Below are 15,936 nucleotides of genomic sequence, written 5' to 3'. Positions count from 1 at the left end.
AAAAACAGAAAACGTATTCTCCGCAAGAGTTGCGGAGAATACGTGGCTTAATCTCCGCACGCGCCCTGCGCCCTACCCCAGCAATTCCTCAATATCGGCCCGCGTCAGCGACTTTATCACGGCCTCGTCATTGGTTATCAAGTCGCTTACCAGCTGTAGCTTACGCTTTTGCAAGGCCAGAATTTTCTCCTCTACCGTGCCCTGGCTGATGAACTTGTACACGAACACCGGGCGCTGCTGGCCGATGCGGTGGGCACGGTCGATAGCCTGGGCCTCCACGGCCGGGTTCCACCAGGGGTCCAGGATGAACACGTAGTCGGCGGCCGTGAGGTTGAGTCCTACCCCCCCGGCTTTGAGGCTAATGAGGAAAATCTGCAAATCGGGGTCCTGCTGGAAGCGGTCTACCTCGGCCTGGCGGTCGCGGGTGTGGCCGTCGAGGTAGGCGTAGGCGAGCTGGCGCTCATCGAGGCCGGCGCGCACCAGGCTCAGGTGCTGCACGAATTGGCTGAAAACAAGGACCTTGTGGCCTTCGGCCACCACGCTGCGCAGCATCCGCAGCACCTCGCGCAGCTTGCCCGATTCGCCGGTGTAGGCGGCATCGGCCAGGCGCGGGTGGTTGGCAATCTGGCGCAGGCGCGTGAGGCCCTGCAATAGCATCAGCTGCGTGCCGCCGGCGGGGGTAGGGGCGTGCCCGTCCAGCGTTTCCATTATTTTATTGCGGTAGAAACTCTTGGTTTCCTCGTAAAACTGCTGCTGCTCGTCGGTGAGCGGGCAGTAGCTGAGGTGAATCGTTTTCTCGGGTAGTTCGCTGGCTACCTGCGCTTTGTGACGACGCAATACGAAGGGCTTGATGAGCGCGTGCAGCTTGCGGGTGCGGCTCTCGTCCTGGTTTTTCTCGATGGGCTTCACGAATTCCTTCCGAAAAAACGCCTGCGTGCCCAGCAAGCCGGGATTGATGAACGACATCTGCGACCACAAGTCCATCGTGGAGTTCTCGACCGGCGTGCCGGTTAGGATGAGCCGGTGCCGCGCCCGCAGCTGCCGCACCGCCTGCGCGGTGGTCGAGCTGGGGTTTTTGATGGCCTGCGACTCGTCAAGTATGACGTAATCAAACTGATAGCTGGCCAGTAATTCGGTATCCAACCGCACGATGCCGTAGCTGGTCAGCACGATGTCGTAGTCGGCAAACTGCGCCACGCTCTTGTCGCGGTAGGTGCCAGTATAAGTCAGCAGCCGCAGGCCGGGCGTAAACTTACGTGCTTCGTTTATCCAGTTGTGAACCAGCGAAGTAGGTAATACTAAGAGCGAGGCCGCGCCCTTTGCCGCGCCGCTTTCCTGGCGCTCCAGCAGCATAACCAGCGTTTGGACGCTTTTGCCCAAACCCATATCGTCGGCCAGGCAGCCGCCGAGGTGATAGTCCTGCACGAAACGCAGCCAGTTGTAGCCCGCGTGCTGGTAGGGCCGCAGCGTACCCCGAAAGCCGACGGGTAGGGGCCGCTCCTCCACGGTGGCAAAGTCGCGCAGCTTTTCGAGGCGGCGCGTGAGGGTCACGGTTGCTAGGTTATCGGCCTCTAAATCAGTGACCAGCGATAAGTGGTGGCGGCGCAGCGATAGCGGCTGGTCCTCGGTTTCTTCGGCAAATGCGAACAGCTCGAGGTAGTCCGTAAACCACTCATCGGGGATGAAGGCGACCTGGCCGTTGGGCAGGCGATACTCGCGGCGGCGCTGCAAGATGTAGGGTCGCAGCCGGATAAACGGCACCGCATACTCGCCAAACCAGACCGTGCCGCGCACGTCGAACCAGTCGCCACGCTCCTCAATGCCCACGTCCACCCGCACCGGCCCAATGAAGTAATCCTGGCTGGCCGAGGCCGCGCCCTGCACCTGAAAGCCGTGGGCGGCCAGGGCCGGCGCATGGTCGTGCAGCCAGCGAAACGCCTCCGCTTTGGGCAAGGTGGCGTGGCCGTCGGCATCGAGGGATAGGCCATGCTCGCGCAGCTCATCGGCGCGCTCGTTTTCTTCCTTGGCTGAGCGCAGCAGGCGGCGAAAGATGTAGGAGTCAGCGTCTTCCTCCAGCTGTACGCTCATGGGGCGCGGGGGGGTAAGGGGTAGGTCGTAGGCCCCATAGCGGAAGGTGAGCGAGAAAAATAACGGTGCTTCGTCGGTACCCGCGCCCGGAATTACGACCGGCTTGGGCAGCGGCACGCGGCCGCGCCGGGGCGGGCCGGGCGGGCGCACGGGTACCACCGGCGCGCCTGCCGCCAGGCCGGGCGGCATGTCCGAAAACGTGAGCTGCGGCCGGGCCAGGTAGCGCTCAGTGCGAATATCGAAGCCACGGGCGTGCACGTCGAACGACTCCATGAGCGGGGCCACGAACTTCTGAAAATAGCTCTTCTCCACGGCCCGCGGCACCACGATAAACTTCTTATTCAGAAAGGGTTGCAGCTTGCGGCCGTCCACGTCGTGGCGGAAGCAGTAGAGCACGTCGTCCACCAGCAGCCAGGCCGGCTGCTGGCACACCAGTACGGCATTCTTAAATTGAAAATCAAGCTTCTGAGTCTGGTACTGAATAGTTGGGAAATAGTGCGTGCCCTCGTCGTTGCGCCGGAAGTGAAACAGCACTGAGGCGGGGGTAGGGGCCAGCTTCAACTCGCGCCAGGTGGGCTCCCCATCGCGCCCCATAATGAAAACGTGCTTGCCTTGCAGGCCCGCCAGTAGCCGGCCCAGGCGCTGCTGCACGTAGCGCCCTACGGCCTCCTGCATGGGCTTATCGCCCTTGTCAGGATTATAGATTTTTAGGAAAAACTCGGCCGGTGTGATTTTACGGGGCCAGAATTCCTTAATAACTGCGTCTTGCTGCAGTTCGTCGCAAAGCTTGATTAGCTCGTAGTCGTCACGCTCCAGCCCGTCGGCAAATTCCGGCGCGTTTTTGGCCGAAACCGTTTGGTGCTGCAAGGTGAGCTGCCCGCGCGGGCCCAGCTGCACCACGTGTGCCGTAAAGAGGTGGCCCAGGTACTCGTGCGCGAACAACGAGTAGACAAGCTGGAAAGGTAGCGTAGTAGAAACATTCATAGCTGAGCACGAGAGCGCGCAAGTTAGCTACGAATTTCGGGTAAGAAGGTAAAGAAAATTTATGATTGAGCAATTAAGTGATTGAGTGACTGAGTAGGAATTGCAGTTACTTCGCTTGCACTGACAATTGCCTCATATTCACTCAGTCACTCAATCACCAACTTACAAATTTTCGCGAATCTGCATCCGGCCTGCGTTCAGCGCCGGGCGAATGGATACGGCCAGCGTTATCGAAATAATGGCCAGCGAAATAAAGAAAATGTCGCTGGCTTGCATCTTCACCGGGTACGAGTCCACGACACTCGTGGCCATGCCCATGCTCACGACGTGAAATGTTTGCTGCGCCCAGCAAATGCCTACCCCCAGCACCAGCCCCACCACGGCACCCACCAGCGCCACAATGGCCCCCACCAGTAGAAACGACTGTCTCACGGTCTGCTCAGTGGCCCCCATCGCCTGTAGCACGGCGATATCCTTGCGCTTGTCAATAACCAGCATCGAAAGCGAAAAAAAGATGTTGAGCGAGGCGATAAGTAGAATGAAAGCAAAGGTGATGAATACGAACAGCTTCTCAATCTTGATGGCTTTGAGTAGGCTCACGTGCTGCTCGTCGGAGTCGAGCACCGTGAACCGCTGGCCCAGACGCTCACGCAGGGCATCGCGGACGCTGGCCAGCCGGAAGCTGTCGCCAACGCGCACGTAGAGCGCCGTGCGCCGGTGGCCGTAGCCCAGCAGCCGTTGCGCAAAGCTCAGGGGCACAAATAGGTAGCTGTCGTCGAGGTGCTGCTCAATCTGGAAGACGCCGCCGGCCAGGATGGTCTCTTCGTTGAAGGCTTTATCGGGGTTGATGCTGAGCGTTTTTCGGCCTGGCTCCTGACGGGGGTAGAGCAAGCGCAGGGGCGAGAGGCGGTTGTCGAGGGTAATACCCAGTTCGACCTGCACGCCCTCGCCGATAAGGGCATATTCGCGCTCGCCGCGGCGCAGGCGGTGGTCGCCGGCCACCAGGTTCGAGTCAATCGGAATCTGCCCGAAATAATTTTCCGACAGCCCGCGCATCTTCACCACCATCTGGCGGTCGTGGTATTGCAGCAGGGCGTTGTCTTCGATTACTTCCGTCACGAGGGCTACCCCCGGCGTGTTCTGCACCTTAGTAAGCAGCAGGGTATCAACGGGAAATGACTTGCCCTCGCGGGCCGCGATGACCAAGCTCGGGTCCGATTTGCCGTAGAGCGAGCGCACCAAGTCTTCCAGCCCGTTGAATACCGAGAGCACGATGATGAGCGCCGCCGTGCCCACCGCCACGCCCACCATCGAGATGTTAGAGATGATGGTAATGATGTTGCGCTTTTTCTTGGAAAGGAAATAGCGCCGGGCAATGAGAAAGGGTACATTCACCGCAGATTCAAACTGATTTAACGGATTTCGCAGATACGCCGCTGACGCGGCTGGCTACTTCCAGGCTTTGACAATCAGCCCCGTCCCCGAATCGTGGGTCGTGCGCACGTCCAGCCAATTCAGCAGCAAGCAGAAAGGGAATACTACCGCATAGTAAAAGGGCAGTAGCACGAAAAACCAGCGTGACTTGCCCAACAGCAAAATTGGATATTTCATGCTGAGCCGCCACGAAATCTGGCCCGGCTCGCCGTAACTATAACGGGCCTCAATGCGCTCGAAGCCCGCGGTGCGCAGCTTCTGTTGCATCTCGTGTATGTTATAGCCATCGCGCACATGCTCCTCAATGAAGCTCGATTCGGAGTCGTCGTGCACATCGGAGCCGCCCTGGTCGCTGGGGGTCGAGATGAGCAGCATCCCGCCATCCCGGAGCGAGGCGTGGATATTGCGAAACACCTCCACGTCTTCCAGAATGTGCTCCATTACATCCACGGCCAGGGCCAGGTCGAAAGAATTGGGCTCCTGATACAGCACCAGGTCCTGCACTGCGAACTGCACCTGCGGCCGGCCGATGGCCTGGAAAAACCGGTTGGAATCGGCCACCTGCTCCTCCTTCACGTCCACGGCCAGAATGCGCCAGAGCTTACTCAGGCCGCTGAGCCAATAGCTGTATTGGCCGTAGCCTGCGCCGGCATCCAGAATGTCGAGGGGCTGGCGGGTATGGGTGCGGGCCCATTGGCGCAGTTCGCGGTGCACGTGCCAGGTGCGCAGCAGCAGCAAATCGAGCAGGTGATAAAACAAGCGCCGCAGCCACGGCGAGCGATTAAAAACATTGCCCAGGCTGCGCTTAATAGGGTCGTAATGCAAAGGAAATCAACAAGGAACAGTGAGTAATTGAGCAGGTCGCCAGCCCCGTGCTATTCGTCGGCTGAGGGGTTGAAGAGCCGGGGGCGGGGTAGGGCCGCGTCGTCGTCGTCGCCGTCCGGCTCGGGCGCAGCCGCCGGAATATCGAGCTTGCTGAGCACCTGGTCCATGTGGGCGGCGTAGGCGGCGCTGTCGTCGTGGTAAAACGTCAGCTCCGGCACCACCCGCGCCTGCTTGCCAATGCGCTTGCCTAGGGCGTAGCGGATTTCCTTGGTGTGCTCCTCAATGGCGTCGAGGCGCGCGGGCGCGTCGTTGCCGATGAGCAGGCTCAGGTACACGCGCGCCACGGCCAGGTCAGGCGTCACCTTCACGGTGCTGATGCTCGGCACCAGCCCACCGCCAAACAGGTGCGGCAGGTCGCGCTGCAGCACCTGGGCCAGCTCCTGCTGAAGCAGGCTGGCCATTTTTTGTTGTCGTTTGCTTTCCATAGTAAATAGCAAAGGTAGGGTTCTGGTGCTTGGTGCCTGAATTAGGTAGCTATTTATCCTTGTCCAACGACCTTTGCCCTGGCAAGGTCACGAGCAAATTAGCCCAAGCACCAAGCACTAAGTACCAAGCACCAAAAATTTGCTGCGTTTTTTCAAAAGCTCCCTACCCGCCCAGGTCCTACTGCTGCTGGGACTGGTGCTGGCTCTGCGGCTGCCGCTGCTGTGGCTGGGCCTGCCCGTGTCGGCTGCCGAGCTGCGCCTGCTACTGCTGGGCGAGGGGGTAGGGGCGGGGGCCTGGCCCTACCGCGACCTCTACGACGGCACCGGGCCGCTGGCCGCCGCCGCCGCCGGCCTGCTCCAGCTGGCCTGGGGCCGCCCGGTGCTGCTGTACCGGGTGGCGGCGCTGGCCCTGCTGCTGGTGCAGGCACTGCGCTTCAACCAAGTGCTCAACCGTGCCGGCGTGCACCCCGAGCGCGGCTACCTGGCGGCCCTCACCTACCTGGTGGTGGGCAGCGTGAGTGCCGACCTCGATGGGCTGTCGCCGCTGCTCATGGGCCACACCTTTATTGTGTTCTCCATCAGCACGTTGCTGCCCACCTCGCGGGAGGGCTACGACAACCGCCGGCTGTTTCGGGCCGGATTCGTGATTGGGCTGGCGGCGCTCTGCTACCTGCCGCTGGGCCTATTCGTGGGGGTAGGGCTGTTCGCGGTGCTCGTGTTCGCGGCCAATGCGTTTCGTAGCTCCTTGCTGCTGGTGTGCGGGTTTTTGTCGCCCTACGCGCTGATAGCCACGGTATTCTTGTACGTCGGAGCCCTGGATAACTTTGCCTGGATGAACCTGGCGCGGGGCCTGCGCCCGGCCGTGGCCGCCACCGACGGCCTGCCGCCCACCGTGGCCTGGCCCCTGCTGGCGGGGGTAGGGGTCCTGTTGGCGCTAGCGCTGGCGCGGGCGGCCAGTACGGCACTGGGCTTGGTTTTTCAAGTAAATTTCCGGCAATTGATGCTGGTGTGGCTGGTAGTAGCGGCGGCGGTGCTGGTAGTAGGGCGGGGGCTGGCTCCTGGTTCGCTGGTGCTGGTGCTGCCGCCGCTGGCGTATTTCAGCTTGTTTTTGTGGCAGCGGCTGCCAGGCCGGGCCGGCTGGGTGCCTGAGTTATTATTCTTGGTCGTGCTGGGCCTGGTAGTAGGGCTGCGCTACCGGGTGCTGGTGCCGGGCCTACCAGGCTTACTGCGCCTACCCCCCGAAAGCGCCTTTGCCCCGCAGCCTAACACCACTTACCACCGCCTCACGGCCGGCCGGTCGGTACTGGTGCTGGGCCCCGACCGCCGCATCTACCTCGACCACCCCGCCGCCCGGCCCTACCTCGACTGGCCCCTGGCCCAAGCCGATTTCGGCCACCTCACCGAATACGCGGCCGTGGTGCGGGTAGCGCGCAGCCTGGGCCCGCGCCCGCCCGCCTATATCCTGGACCAAAGAGGGCTGCTGCCCCGCCTGCGCTACCTATTACCCGGCGTGTTTGGCCGCTATGAGCCAGTGCCCGGCGTGCCGGGAGTATACCAAGCGGTGAAATAAAAACAGCCTCTTAGTACGAGCGAAGCGCGGCAAGCGCGCCCGAACGAGTCATTCGGGTGCGCTTGCCGCGCTTCGCTCGTACTAACGAATACAAGGACTACTCCGCGCCCGGTATCAGCAGCTCGGCATTGAGCTTGGCGGCGCTGTTGCGGCGCACCACGCGGGCAATGTGGATACTCAGTTCGTAGAGCAGCAGAATAGGGATAGTAACGATAATCTGGGCCGAAATATCGGGCGGGGTGATGATGGCCGCGATAATGAGGATGACTACGATGGCGTGTTTGCGGTACACCGTCATCAGCTCGGGCGTGACGAGGCCGGCTTTCGCCAGGAAAAATACTATCATGGGCAGCTCAAACACGAAGGCGCACGAGAGCGTCATGGTTGTGAGCGTGCTCAGGTAGCTCTGCAAGTCAATCTGGTTCTGGATGGTAGGGTCTACCGTGTACGAGGCCAGGAAGTTGATACTCATCGGCGCGGCGATGTAATAGCCAAACAGCAAGCCCAGAATAAACAAGATGGACACGAAAAACACCGCGCCCTTCGAGTTGGCCCGCTCGTGGGGGTAGAGGCCGGGCTTCACGAAGCGCCAAATCTCCCAAAACAGGTAGGGAAAGGCCAGGCAGATGCCCACTACGAACGAGGTGCTGATGTGCATCGTCAACTGCCCGCTCATCTCGCGGTTCTGGATAATAAAATTGACCTGGTTCTCGCACGGGTCGGTGGAGCCGAAGAAATGCCCGATTTTGCAGAACGTCTGATAGGTCCAGAAATCGGAGCGCGACGGCCCCAAAATCAGGTCGTGAAACAGAAATCTTTTGGCAAAAAACGCGCACAGCGAAAAGACCACCACGGCAATTGCCGCCCGGATAATGTGCCAGCGCAACGCTTCCAGGTGGTCAATAAAAGACATCTCCGCCTCGCCCTCAGCGGCGGCGCGGTTCTGTTGAAATTTCTGAGTGGGGGAAGCCAAGGGGGAAATGAGTAATGGAAGTAATGAGCGTAACAGGAGTAAGAAGTAATGAAAGCAATTTCGTTCAAGTGGTCAGAACGTCATGGCTCTCCTTGCTCAAGCTATTCCCATTACGCCTGAAATAGGGGGTAGGCTTGCATCCACTCGTTAACTTGGTGGCGCACGCCCGCAATGCGGCTGGTGTCGGCGTGGTGGGTAAGGGCCTCGTCAATCAGCTCCACGATGCGCACCATGTCGGCTTCGACCAAGCCGCGGGTAGTTACGGCGGCCGAGCCAATGCGGATGCCGCTGGTCACGAAAGGCGACTTATCATCGAAGGGCACCATGTTCTTGTTGATGGTAATGTCGGCCTGCACCAGGGTGTTCTCGGCCAGTTTGCCGGTCAGGCCCTTCGAGCGCAGGTCAATGAGCATCAAGTGGTTGTTAGTACCACCCGAGATAATGTCGTAGCCGCGGTTGCTGAACTCGCTGGCCAGCGCCTGCGCGTTTTCCTTTACCTGATGAATGTAGCGCGTATAGCCCTCGCCCAGCGCCTCGCCGAAGGCCACGGCCTTGGCCGCAATGACGTGCTCGAGCGGCCCGCCCTGCGTGCCCGGAAATACGCCTGAGTCGAGCAGGGCCGACATGGGGCGGATTTCGCCCTTCGGCGTCTTCAGGCCAAACGGGTTGTCGAAGTCCTGCCCTAGCAGGATGAGGCCACCGCGCGGGCCGCGCAGCGTCTTGTGGGTCGTGGTGGTCACGATATGGCAATGCTCAAACGGCGAATTGAGCAAGCCTTTGGCAATGAGGCCACTGGGGTGCGAAATATCGGCCAGCAGCAGCGCGCCTACCTCATCGGCGGCGCGGCGCAGGGCAGCGTAGTTCCAGTCGCGCGAGTAGGCCGAGGCCCCGCAGATAATCATTTTGGGGCGTTCGCGGCGGGCTGTGTCAATCACCTTATTCCAATCGATGAGGCCGGTTTCCTTCTCTACCCCGTAAAAAGACGGCTGGTAAAGCTTACCCGAAAAATTGACCGGTGAGCCGTGCGTGAGGTGCCCACCGTGGCTGAGGTCGAAACCCAGAATTTTGTCGCCGGGGTTGAGGCAGGCCAGCATCACGGCCGCGTTGGCCTGCGCGCCGGAGTGGGGCTGTACGTTCACCCAGGCCGCGCCGAATAGCTCTTTGGCCCGGTCAATGGCCAGCTGCTCTACCTGGTCCACCACCTCGCAGCCGCCATAGTAGCGCTTGCCGGGCAGGCCCTCGGCGTATTTATTGGTGAGTACTGAGCCCTGCGCCGCCATTACCTGGTCCGAAACGTAGTTCTCGGAAGCAATCAGCTCCAGGCCGTGGGTCTGGCGCTGGCGCTCCTGCGCAATGAGGTCGAAAACGGCCGTATCATAGTCGGCGGTCGGGGCGAGGGTAGGGGCAGTGGCTTGCATACCCCAAAAGTACGACGGAGTGTAGGGTAAGCTTTAGCTTGCCGGGTAGCAGAATGTGCAGTAATCTTCAGCTTGCCGTTTTAGCACGAACAATTCACGTCCGGTAAGCTAAAGCTTACTCTAACCCGCTACTCCGGCAAGCCAAAGTTTACCGCACGGCGATGGGGTAGGGCTCTTCGCGGTTCTCCACCAAGTGCAGTTTCCAGCTGTCCAAGTTGAGCGCGGCCAAGTGGCGCAACTCGGGGTTGAGCCGGAACGCGCAGCCGGTGTCTAGGTCGATAGCCCCGGCTTTGGCGGCTACGGTGGCTTGCACCTCGGCCACGGGGGTAGGCACGTGGCCATGTAGCAGGCGCTTGCCCGCCAGCCGCGCGGGGTCATAGGTAAACTCTTTGCTGTAAAGCATGCTCTGCATGTCTTCGCGCATCTCGGCGGGGGGTAGGGCGAAGTTGAAGCCGGCGTGTACGAGCACAAAGTCGGGTAGTTCCAGCTGGAGGGGTAGGGCATTGAGCCAGGCCACGTACCGGCCCGGAATAGCAGCAGCCCGCGCCACCCCAAAGCTGGTCAGCGTCAATTGCCGCTCGGCTGCCAGCTTCCACATGCCGTTGGCATTGGGCTCGCCGTGGATGGTGGCCAGTAGCTCGTGCTCGTGGTTGCCACGCAGGCAGTGCACCTGGTAGCCAGCAGCTTGCAGCTGCATTAGGTAATCGAGCACGCCGGCGCTATCGGGACCCTTGTTCACGTAGTCGCCCAGCAGGTAGAGGTGGTCGGCGGGGCGCAGATGCAACTCTTCTTCTACCAGGTGGCGGAAGGTGCGCAGGCAGCCGTGCAGGTCGGTGGCGGCGAAGCGACGCATATCGAGGCGATTAATGGAGATAATATGTTTTTTGTCAACAGCTTGTAAAAACGCAAAGCCCCGACCAGTGGCCGAGGCTTTGCGTTTTGTAAGTAAGCCGGCTGGTGCTCAGGCGTAGCTGCCTTTGCCGTTGTCGGGCTTGTTGTGGCCACGATTGGGGTGCTGCACGCCAGCATCCTGGGCTTCGTCTTCGAGGCGAGTTTCGGTGGCCTCATCAAGGTCGTCGACGGGTAGGACGTCGGCCTTGGTGTGCTCGGGCATGCCAGCTTCATTCTTGCTGGTCTGCGACTGCTTATTCTGCTCCGTGTGGTGGGTTGACATAAGTAGAAGGCTATTACACTAGGTGGGAAAATGCCTGCAGCCAGGACTAATGGCGGTTGGGGTGCGTTACGGGAGCGTCTTGCGCATCTTGCTGCAATTGCTTTTCCGTTTTTTCATCGCGCTCCGCGTCATGGTCTTCGCCAGTGCCAGCGGCTTGCTTGGCTACGTTAGGGCCGCCCTGGTGCGATTCGCCCTGCTTGCTTGATTTGTGGTCTGCCATTGGAAAAGGAAATAGGAGGTGGAAAGTATAAATCGGAAAGTAGAAGACACGAGTTGCCGTGCCTCCTGCTTTCTGTTGCAATTAAAACCCTTGGTCGATAGCTGAATCTTTAGCATCGGGGTCGGTTAGTTCAGCGTTGGTATCGGTGCCAGTGATGGGGGGTAGGGGCTTGGGGGCCATTTGGCCCATGCCCACGTGCGATTCGGCATCCTCCATCTCGTCGGAGCCTTTGCGCAGGTCGTCGGCTTCGAGTTCATCTACGGGACCGCGCTGGGGGCGATGGCCATTTTCGTCGCGCTCATCGTCGGGGCTGGGTAGGTCTTGGTCAGGACGCTGATTGGCTCCCTGCTCGGCAGTACGCATATTGTCGCCGGGCTGGTAGGTACTGGCCGCGTCCGAGTTCATTGCCAGCGAGGTTTCACCATCGCCGCTGGTAGTGCCAAAGCCCTGCTTGCCATCGCGGTTGCCAAAGCCACCGCGCGCTTCCTCATTTTTGGGTGGGTCAGCATTCGGAATACGCAGGCCGGCGGCAAATTCTTCCTCGGTCGTATCGTCGTTGATAACGCGGATGGGGCGGTTGTTTGGGTCAACTGGCATGGTCAGATTAGCTAAGCAAATGGTAAAGGGGTGTACTCAGGTTTGGGCGTTTGGGTTTTTGGAAGGAGCGCAGGGTAAGCTTTAGCTTGCCGTTTTATCCTGCCACACTACGCCAATTTTCCTGTTCTGGCAAGCTAAAGCTTACCCTGCGCTCCTTCCTACCTTTGCGCCCATGCCCGAAGCCGCTGCTCTTACCCTCGTGCCTACCCCCATCGGCAACCTCGAAGACATTACGCTGCGGGCCATTCGCACACTGCGCGAGGTGGATGTAGTGCTGTGCGAGGACACCCGCACCAGCGGCCGGCTCATGCAGCATTTAGAAATAAAAAAGCCCCTGCAAGCCTACCACTTACACAATGAGCACCAGGTAGTGCCCCGCCTGCTGGAGCGCCTGGCCAAAGGCGAGCGCATGGCCCTGGTGAGCGACGCCGGCACGCCCGGTATCTCCGACCCCGGCTTTTTGCTGGTGCGCGAGTGCCTGGCCCAGGGCCTGCGCGTGGAGTGCCTACCCGGCCCCACGGCCCTGGTGCCGGCCTTACTAAAGTCAGGTTTCGGGGCCGAGCGGTTCGCCTTCGAAGGCTTTTTGCCGGTGAAAAAAGGCCGCCAGACCCGCCTGCAAGAGTTGGCCCGCGAAATGCGGACGCTCATTTTCTACGAGTCGCCGCACCGCATTGTGAAGACGCTCACGCAGCTGGCCGAGGTGTTTGGGGCCGACCGGCCAGCTAGCGTCAGCCGCGAATTGACCAAGCTGTTTGAAGAAACCCTTACTGCCTCGCTCGGCGAGCTAGCCGCCACGCTAGCCGCCCGCCCGGCCATTAAAGGCGAAATTGTACTGGTAGTAAAAGGTGCTGAATATGAGCGAATTGAGCGCAGCAAATACGCCGCCCACGACGAAGATGCCGATGACCCCGCCGATGCCGACGACGATGGTGATGCCGACAATGACCCCACCGCCTAGCTTCTGGCAGCGCCCGCTGGTACTGGGTAGCCTCAGCGCCCTGCTGCTGTGCGGTGGCTGGCCGCCCTACCCGTCGGCCGCGCCGGCGCTGCTGCTCTTCATTGGCTGGGTGCCCTACCTGCTGATGGAGCGGCAGCTCACGCTGACCGAGGCGCGCAAGGGCCGCGTATTTGCCTGCACCTACTGGCTGCTGCTGGTCTGGAACGCGCTCACTACTTGGTGGGTAAGCTTCAGTACGCTGGGCGGCGGCATCGCGGCCGTGGTGCTCAATGCCCTACTCATGTGCCTGCCGCTCATGGCCTTCCGGCAGACCAAGAAGCGGTTTGGCAATCGCCTGGGCTACCTCTCGCTGCCCATCTACTGGATTGCCTTCGAGCAGCTGCACCTGCACTGGGACCTCACCTGGCCCTGGCTCACGCTGGGCAACGGCTTTGCGGCCGCCCCGCAGTGGGTGCAGTGGTACGAATACACCGGCTTTTTGGGCGGCTCGGTGTGGGTGTGGGTAGTGAATTTACTCGTATTCTGGGCTGGGTGGGGGCCGCAGGGCGTGCCTTTTTGGGCGCTAAATGGTCCCCGCCGCTGGCGCTGGGGCGTACCGATGGCGGCTATTTGGCTGCCTATTATCGTTTCCACTACTATTGGGCGCAACTACCAGGAAAAAGGCTCTACCGCCGAGGTAGTGGTAGTGCAGCCTAACTTCGACCCCTACGTGGAGAAGTTTGAGGGCGGCACTAAGTTCATCTCCCCTAACGAGCAGCTCACCCGTTTTCTGCAATTGTCGGAGCAACACCTGACGCCCGCCACCCGGCTGATAATCTGGCCCGAAACCGCCCTAGAAGAGGCCATCTGGGAAAACACGGTGGAACGGGACCCCAAAATCCAGCGTATCCGCGTGTGGCTGGGGCAGCACCCCGGCGTGGCGCTGCTCACGGGCATCACAACCGTCGGCTCATACCCGAATAAAGAGGCGGCCAGCGCTACGGCCCGCTACCGCGACGACCTGGGCTACTACGACACCTTCAACGCGGGTGCCTACTTCGCCTCCGCCACGGCCCCCATTGCCTTCTACCACAAGTCGCGGCTGGTGCCGGGGGTCGAGAATGTGCCCCCCGTACTCACCGCCCTCGTTTCGCACATCGACTTGGGCGGCTACGTAGGTTCCTATGGTAGTCAGACCGAGCGCACCGTATTTGCCGCGCCGGCCAACGCGCCGGCCCTGCGCATCGCCCCCATCATTTGCTACGAGTCTATTTACGGGGATTTTGTGAGCGAATACATCCCCAACGGGGCCACGCTGCTGGCTCTCTTTACCAACGATGCCTGGTGGCACGACTCGCCGGGCTACCGGCAGCTGTTGCGCTACGGCAGCCTGCGCTGCATCGAAACCCGCCGCGACTTGGCCCGCGCGGCCAATACCGGCTTCACCGGCTTCATCAACCAGAAGGGTGAAATCTATCAGCAGGTGCCCGCCTGGATTGCCACCGCCAGCCGCGGCACCGTGCACCTGAACAACGAGGTGACGTTTTACGCCCGCTTCGGCGAGCTTATCGGGCGCGCCGCGCAGCTGCTGGCGGTGCTGGGGATAGTGGCCGTAGTAGGCTGGATGCTGCGCGCTCGCGTACTGAATCATTAATGTCTCAATCTAAGCGTGGATTACAGAGTCTGCGCTACTTTCTTATGACCCCCGACCTCCTACCCCTCTCGCACGCTGTGGCCGCGCTCTGCCGCCAGGCGGGTCAGTTTATCCGCCAGCAAGTGACGGATTTTGATGCCTCTAAAATTGAAAGCAAGGGCCTGCACGATATGGTTTCTTATGTGGATAAGGAGTCGGAGAAAATGCTGGTGGCGGGCCTGCAACAGCTGCTACCCACGGCCGGCTTCGTAACGGAGGAAGGCACCGTGGCCAACACCGAAGCCAGCCAGACCGAGTACCGCTGGATAATTGACCCGCTCGACGGCACCACTAATTTCATCCACGGCCTACCCTGCTTCGCAGTGAGCGTGGCCCTGGCGCGCGGCAACGAGCCAGTGCTAGGCGTGGTATATGAGGTGAGCCGCGACGAGTGCTTCCGCGCCGCGCAGGGCCACGGCGCGTTTTTGAATGAGCAGCCCATCCGCGTGAGCACCGCCGACAAGATGGATAATACGCTCATCGCCACCGGCTTGCCCTTCTACAAGTTCACCCATCTTGATGCCTACCTGCGCATCCTCACCGAGTTTATGCAGAACTCCAGGGGCCTGCGCCGCTGGGGCTCGGCGGCCACCGACCTGGCCTACGTGGCCTGCGGACGCTTCGACAGCTACTTTGAGTTCAACATCAATTCCTACGATGTGGCCGCCGGTGTCTTGCTCGTGCGCGAGGCGGGGGGTAGGGTCACGCAGTGGCTGGCCGATGGCGACCCGGTATTCAACCGCGAAGCGCTGGCTACCAATGGCTTAGTGCACGACGAGATGCAGGCCGTGCTGAAGCAGCACTGGGGTGAGGGCTTTCAGTGGTAGCCGCCTGAGCGCCGGTTGCCTCGCCTAAACTTTTCTGACGGCCGCTCAGTTTTCTTGATATCATGGAGACGCAACTGCTCATAGTCATTGCCTTGTTCGCCGCCGCGCTTTATTATTTGGGCCGGCGCGTGTACCAAACATTCGCCGCCAAGGGGCAGGCCGGCTGCGCCAAAGGCTGCGGCGGCGCGTGCGGTGCAGCCTTTGACGTAGAGGCCATGCAACGCACTATTGAGGCGCGCACAGTCAGCCGCTAATGGCGGCGCTTAAAAACTGTAGTTTTGATTAACCCCTGACTGCCCCGGCTCCGTATAGCCGGGGCGGCCTGCGTTAGGCCCCTACCCCTCACTCAGCCCCCAACACCATGCAGGACAAAGAAGAAATGACCTCGCTCGTTACCGTCGAGAAAAAGCTCAACAGCCAGGGCTACACCAACGATTTCACGGTGAAGGATGGCCGCCTGACTACAATGGACGACAACGACAATGTTCCCGCCTACACCCCCGAGGAGACGACCATTGTAGACTATTTCCGTTTCGAGGGTGAAAGTAACCCTGATGATTCCGCCATTCTTTACGCCATCGAAACCAGCGACGGGGCTAAAGGCACTATTTCTTCCGCCTATGGGGTGTATGCTAACGAGGACGTGGACCAGTTTATTCTGAAAGTAGAGTCGCTGGGTAAGAACCTGGTGAAAGGCACTAAATAGACCAC

The 15,936-nt window shown here is 60.6% G+C and carries 16 protein-coding genes; 6 read left to right on the top strand and 10 right to left on the bottom strand.

The genetic code is table 11. The features are described 5' to 3' along the window. Window positions 1-72 precede the first annotated feature (72 nt). The 4 genes from LC531_RS17030 to LC531_RS17015 form a co-directional block, all read right to left on the bottom strand. The gene (locus LC531_RS17030) at window positions 73-3,072 is read right to left on the bottom strand and encodes a DEAD/DEAH box helicase (RefSeq protein WP_223652391.1); all 3,000 of its coding nucleotides are present in this window, start codon (window positions 3,070-3,072) and stop codon (window positions 73-75) included. A 162-nt stretch (window positions 3,073-3,234) separates the two neighbouring features. Then, window positions 3,235-4,467, bottom strand: a complete 1,233-nt coding sequence (locus tag LC531_RS17025) for an ABC transporter permease (RefSeq protein ID WP_223652389.1) — start codon at window positions 4,465-4,467, stop codon at window positions 3,235-3,237. 54 nt (window positions 4,468-4,521) lie between these two features. Continuing rightward, window positions 4,522-5,331 carry a class I SAM-dependent methyltransferase gene (locus LC531_RS17020; protein WP_223652387.1) on the bottom strand — a complete coding sequence of 270 codons (810 nt, stop codon included), beginning with the start codon at window positions 5,329-5,331 and terminating at the stop codon, window positions 4,522-4,524. Window positions 5,332-5,381: 50 nt separating this feature from the next. Then, complete coding sequence (locus LC531_RS17015) at window positions 5,382-5,816, bottom strand: ribosome-binding factor A (RefSeq protein WP_223652385.1); 435 nt, start codon at window positions 5,814-5,816, stop codon at window positions 5,382-5,384. 139 nt (window positions 5,817-5,955) lie between these two features. On the opposite strand from LC531_RS17015, the gene LC531_RS17010 reads away from it, so the two are divergent. Continuing rightward, a complete protein-coding gene (locus tag LC531_RS17010) occupies window positions 5,956-7,386 on the top strand; it encodes a hypothetical protein (protein WP_223652383.1) in 1,431 nt (476 codons plus the stop codon). Window positions 7,387-7,483: 97 nt separating this feature from the next. Here LC531_RS17010 and tatC read toward each other — a convergent pair whose 3' ends face one another. The 6 genes from tatC to LC531_RS16980 form a co-directional block, all read right to left on the bottom strand. Next, complete coding sequence (tatC, locus tag LC531_RS17005) at window positions 7,484-8,359, bottom strand: twin-arginine translocase subunit TatC (RefSeq protein ID WP_223652381.1); 876 nt, start codon at window positions 8,357-8,359, stop codon at window positions 7,484-7,486. Between the two features lie 110 nt (window positions 8,360-8,469). Beyond that, entirely contained in the window at window positions 8,470-9,777 is a 1,308-nt protein-coding gene (locus LC531_RS17000; RefSeq protein ID WP_223652379.1) for a serine hydroxymethyltransferase, read from the bottom strand. 148 nt (window positions 9,778-9,925) lie between these two features. Further along, complete coding sequence (locus LC531_RS16995) at window positions 9,926-10,630, bottom strand: metallophosphoesterase (protein WP_223652378.1); 705 nt, start codon at window positions 10,628-10,630, stop codon at window positions 9,926-9,928. A 108-nt stretch (window positions 10,631-10,738) separates the two neighbouring features. Then, window positions 10,739-10,951: a hypothetical protein gene (locus LC531_RS16990; protein WP_223652377.1), complete on the bottom strand. Its 213-nt coding sequence runs from the start codon at window positions 10,949-10,951 to the stop codon at window positions 10,739-10,741. A 46-nt stretch (window positions 10,952-10,997) separates the two neighbouring features. Next, window positions 10,998-11,171, bottom strand: coding sequence for a hypothetical protein (locus LC531_RS16985; protein WP_223652376.1), 174 nt, complete (start codon window positions 11,169-11,171; stop codon window positions 10,998-11,000). Window positions 11,172-11,252: 81 nt separating this feature from the next. Beyond that, window positions 11,253-11,768 carry a hypothetical protein gene (locus LC531_RS16980; RefSeq protein ID WP_223652375.1) on the bottom strand — a complete coding sequence of 172 codons (516 nt, stop codon included), beginning with the start codon at window positions 11,766-11,768 and terminating at the stop codon, window positions 11,253-11,255. A 172-nt stretch (window positions 11,769-11,940) separates the two neighbouring features. On the opposite strand from LC531_RS16980, the gene rsmI reads away from it, so the two are divergent. The 5 genes from rsmI (at window position 11,941) to LC531_RS16955 (ending at window position 15,931) form a co-directional block, all read left to right on the top strand. Further along, window positions 11,941-12,726 carry a 16S rRNA (cytidine(1402)-2'-O)-methyltransferase gene (rsmI, locus tag LC531_RS16975; RefSeq protein WP_223652374.1) on the top strand — a complete coding sequence of 262 codons (786 nt, stop codon included), beginning with the start codon at window positions 11,941-11,943 and terminating at the stop codon, window positions 12,724-12,726. After that, a complete protein-coding gene (gene lnt, locus LC531_RS16970; RefSeq protein ID WP_223652372.1) occupies window positions 12,710-14,359 on the top strand; it encodes an apolipoprotein N-acyltransferase in 1,650 nt (549 codons plus the stop codon). Before rsmI ends, lnt begins: the two co-directional genes overlap by 17 nt. 44 nt (window positions 14,360-14,403) lie before the next feature. Continuing rightward, window positions 14,404-15,225, top strand: coding sequence for an inositol monophosphatase family protein (locus tag LC531_RS16965; protein WP_223652370.1), 822 nt, complete (start codon window positions 14,404-14,406; stop codon window positions 15,223-15,225). 62 nt (window positions 15,226-15,287) lie between these two features. Next, window positions 15,288-15,479, top strand: a complete 192-nt coding sequence (locus tag LC531_RS16960) for a FeoB-associated Cys-rich membrane protein (RefSeq protein WP_223652367.1) — start codon at window positions 15,288-15,290, stop codon at window positions 15,477-15,479. 107 nt (window positions 15,480-15,586) lie between these two features. Continuing rightward, window positions 15,587-15,931, top strand: coding sequence for a hypothetical protein (locus LC531_RS16955; protein ID WP_223652365.1), 345 nt, complete (start codon window positions 15,587-15,589; stop codon window positions 15,929-15,931). Window positions 15,932-15,936: the final 5 nt, after the last annotated feature.

The sequence above is a fragment of the Hymenobacter psoromatis genome, from assembly GCF_020012125.1.
In the GTDB taxonomy this organism is placed as follows: domain Bacteria; phylum Bacteroidota; class Bacteroidia; order Cytophagales; family Hymenobacteraceae; genus Hymenobacter; species Hymenobacter psoromatis.
Note: the sequence above shows the minus strand (reverse complement) of the source record. Positions and strands in the feature narration are given on the sequence as shown.

Bases quoted from the DNA above. Each gene is read 5' to 3' on its own strand.
- LC531_RS16960 (WP_223652367.1), top strand. From the start codon at position 15,288: ATGGAGACGCAACTGCTCATAGTCATTGCCTTGTTCGCCGCCGCGCTT.
- LC531_RS17015 (WP_223652385.1), bottom strand. From the start codon at position 5,816: ATGGAAAGCAAACGACAACAAAAAATGGCCAGCCTGCTTCAGCAGGAG.
- LC531_RS17000 (WP_223652379.1), bottom strand. From the start codon at position 9,777: ATGCAAGCCACTGCCCCTACCCTCGCCCCGACCGCCGACTATGATACG.
- lnt (WP_223652372.1), top strand. From the start codon at position 12,710: ATGACCCCACCGCCTAGCTTCTGGCAGCGCCCGCTGGTACTGGGTAGC.
- LC531_RS16985 (WP_223652376.1), bottom strand. From the start codon at position 11,171: ATGGCAGACCACAAATCAAGCAAGCAGGGCGAATCGCACCAGGGCGGC.
- rsmI (WP_223652374.1), top strand. From the start codon at position 11,941: ATGCCCGAAGCCGCTGCTCTTACCCTCGTGCCTACCCCCATCGGCAAC.
- LC531_RS17030 (WP_223652391.1), bottom strand. From the start codon at position 3,072: ATGAATGTTTCTACTACGCTACCTTTCCAGCTTGTCTACTCGTTGTTC.
- LC531_RS16990 (WP_223652377.1), bottom strand. From the start codon at position 10,951: ATGTCAACCCACCACACGGAGCAGAATAAGCAGTCGCAGACCAGCAAG.
- LC531_RS16980 (WP_223652375.1), bottom strand. From the start codon at position 11,768: ATGCCAGTTGACCCAAACAACCGCCCCATCCGCGTTATCAACGACGAT.
- LC531_RS16955 (WP_223652365.1), top strand. From the start codon at position 15,587: ATGCAGGACAAAGAAGAAATGACCTCGCTCGTTACCGTCGAGAAAAAG.
- LC531_RS16995 (WP_223652378.1), bottom strand. From the start codon at position 10,630: ATGCGTCGCTTCGCCGCCACCGACCTGCACGGCTGCCTGCGCACCTTC.
- LC531_RS16965 (WP_223652370.1), top strand. From the start codon at position 14,404: ATGACCCCCGACCTCCTACCCCTCTCGCACGCTGTGGCCGCGCTCTGC.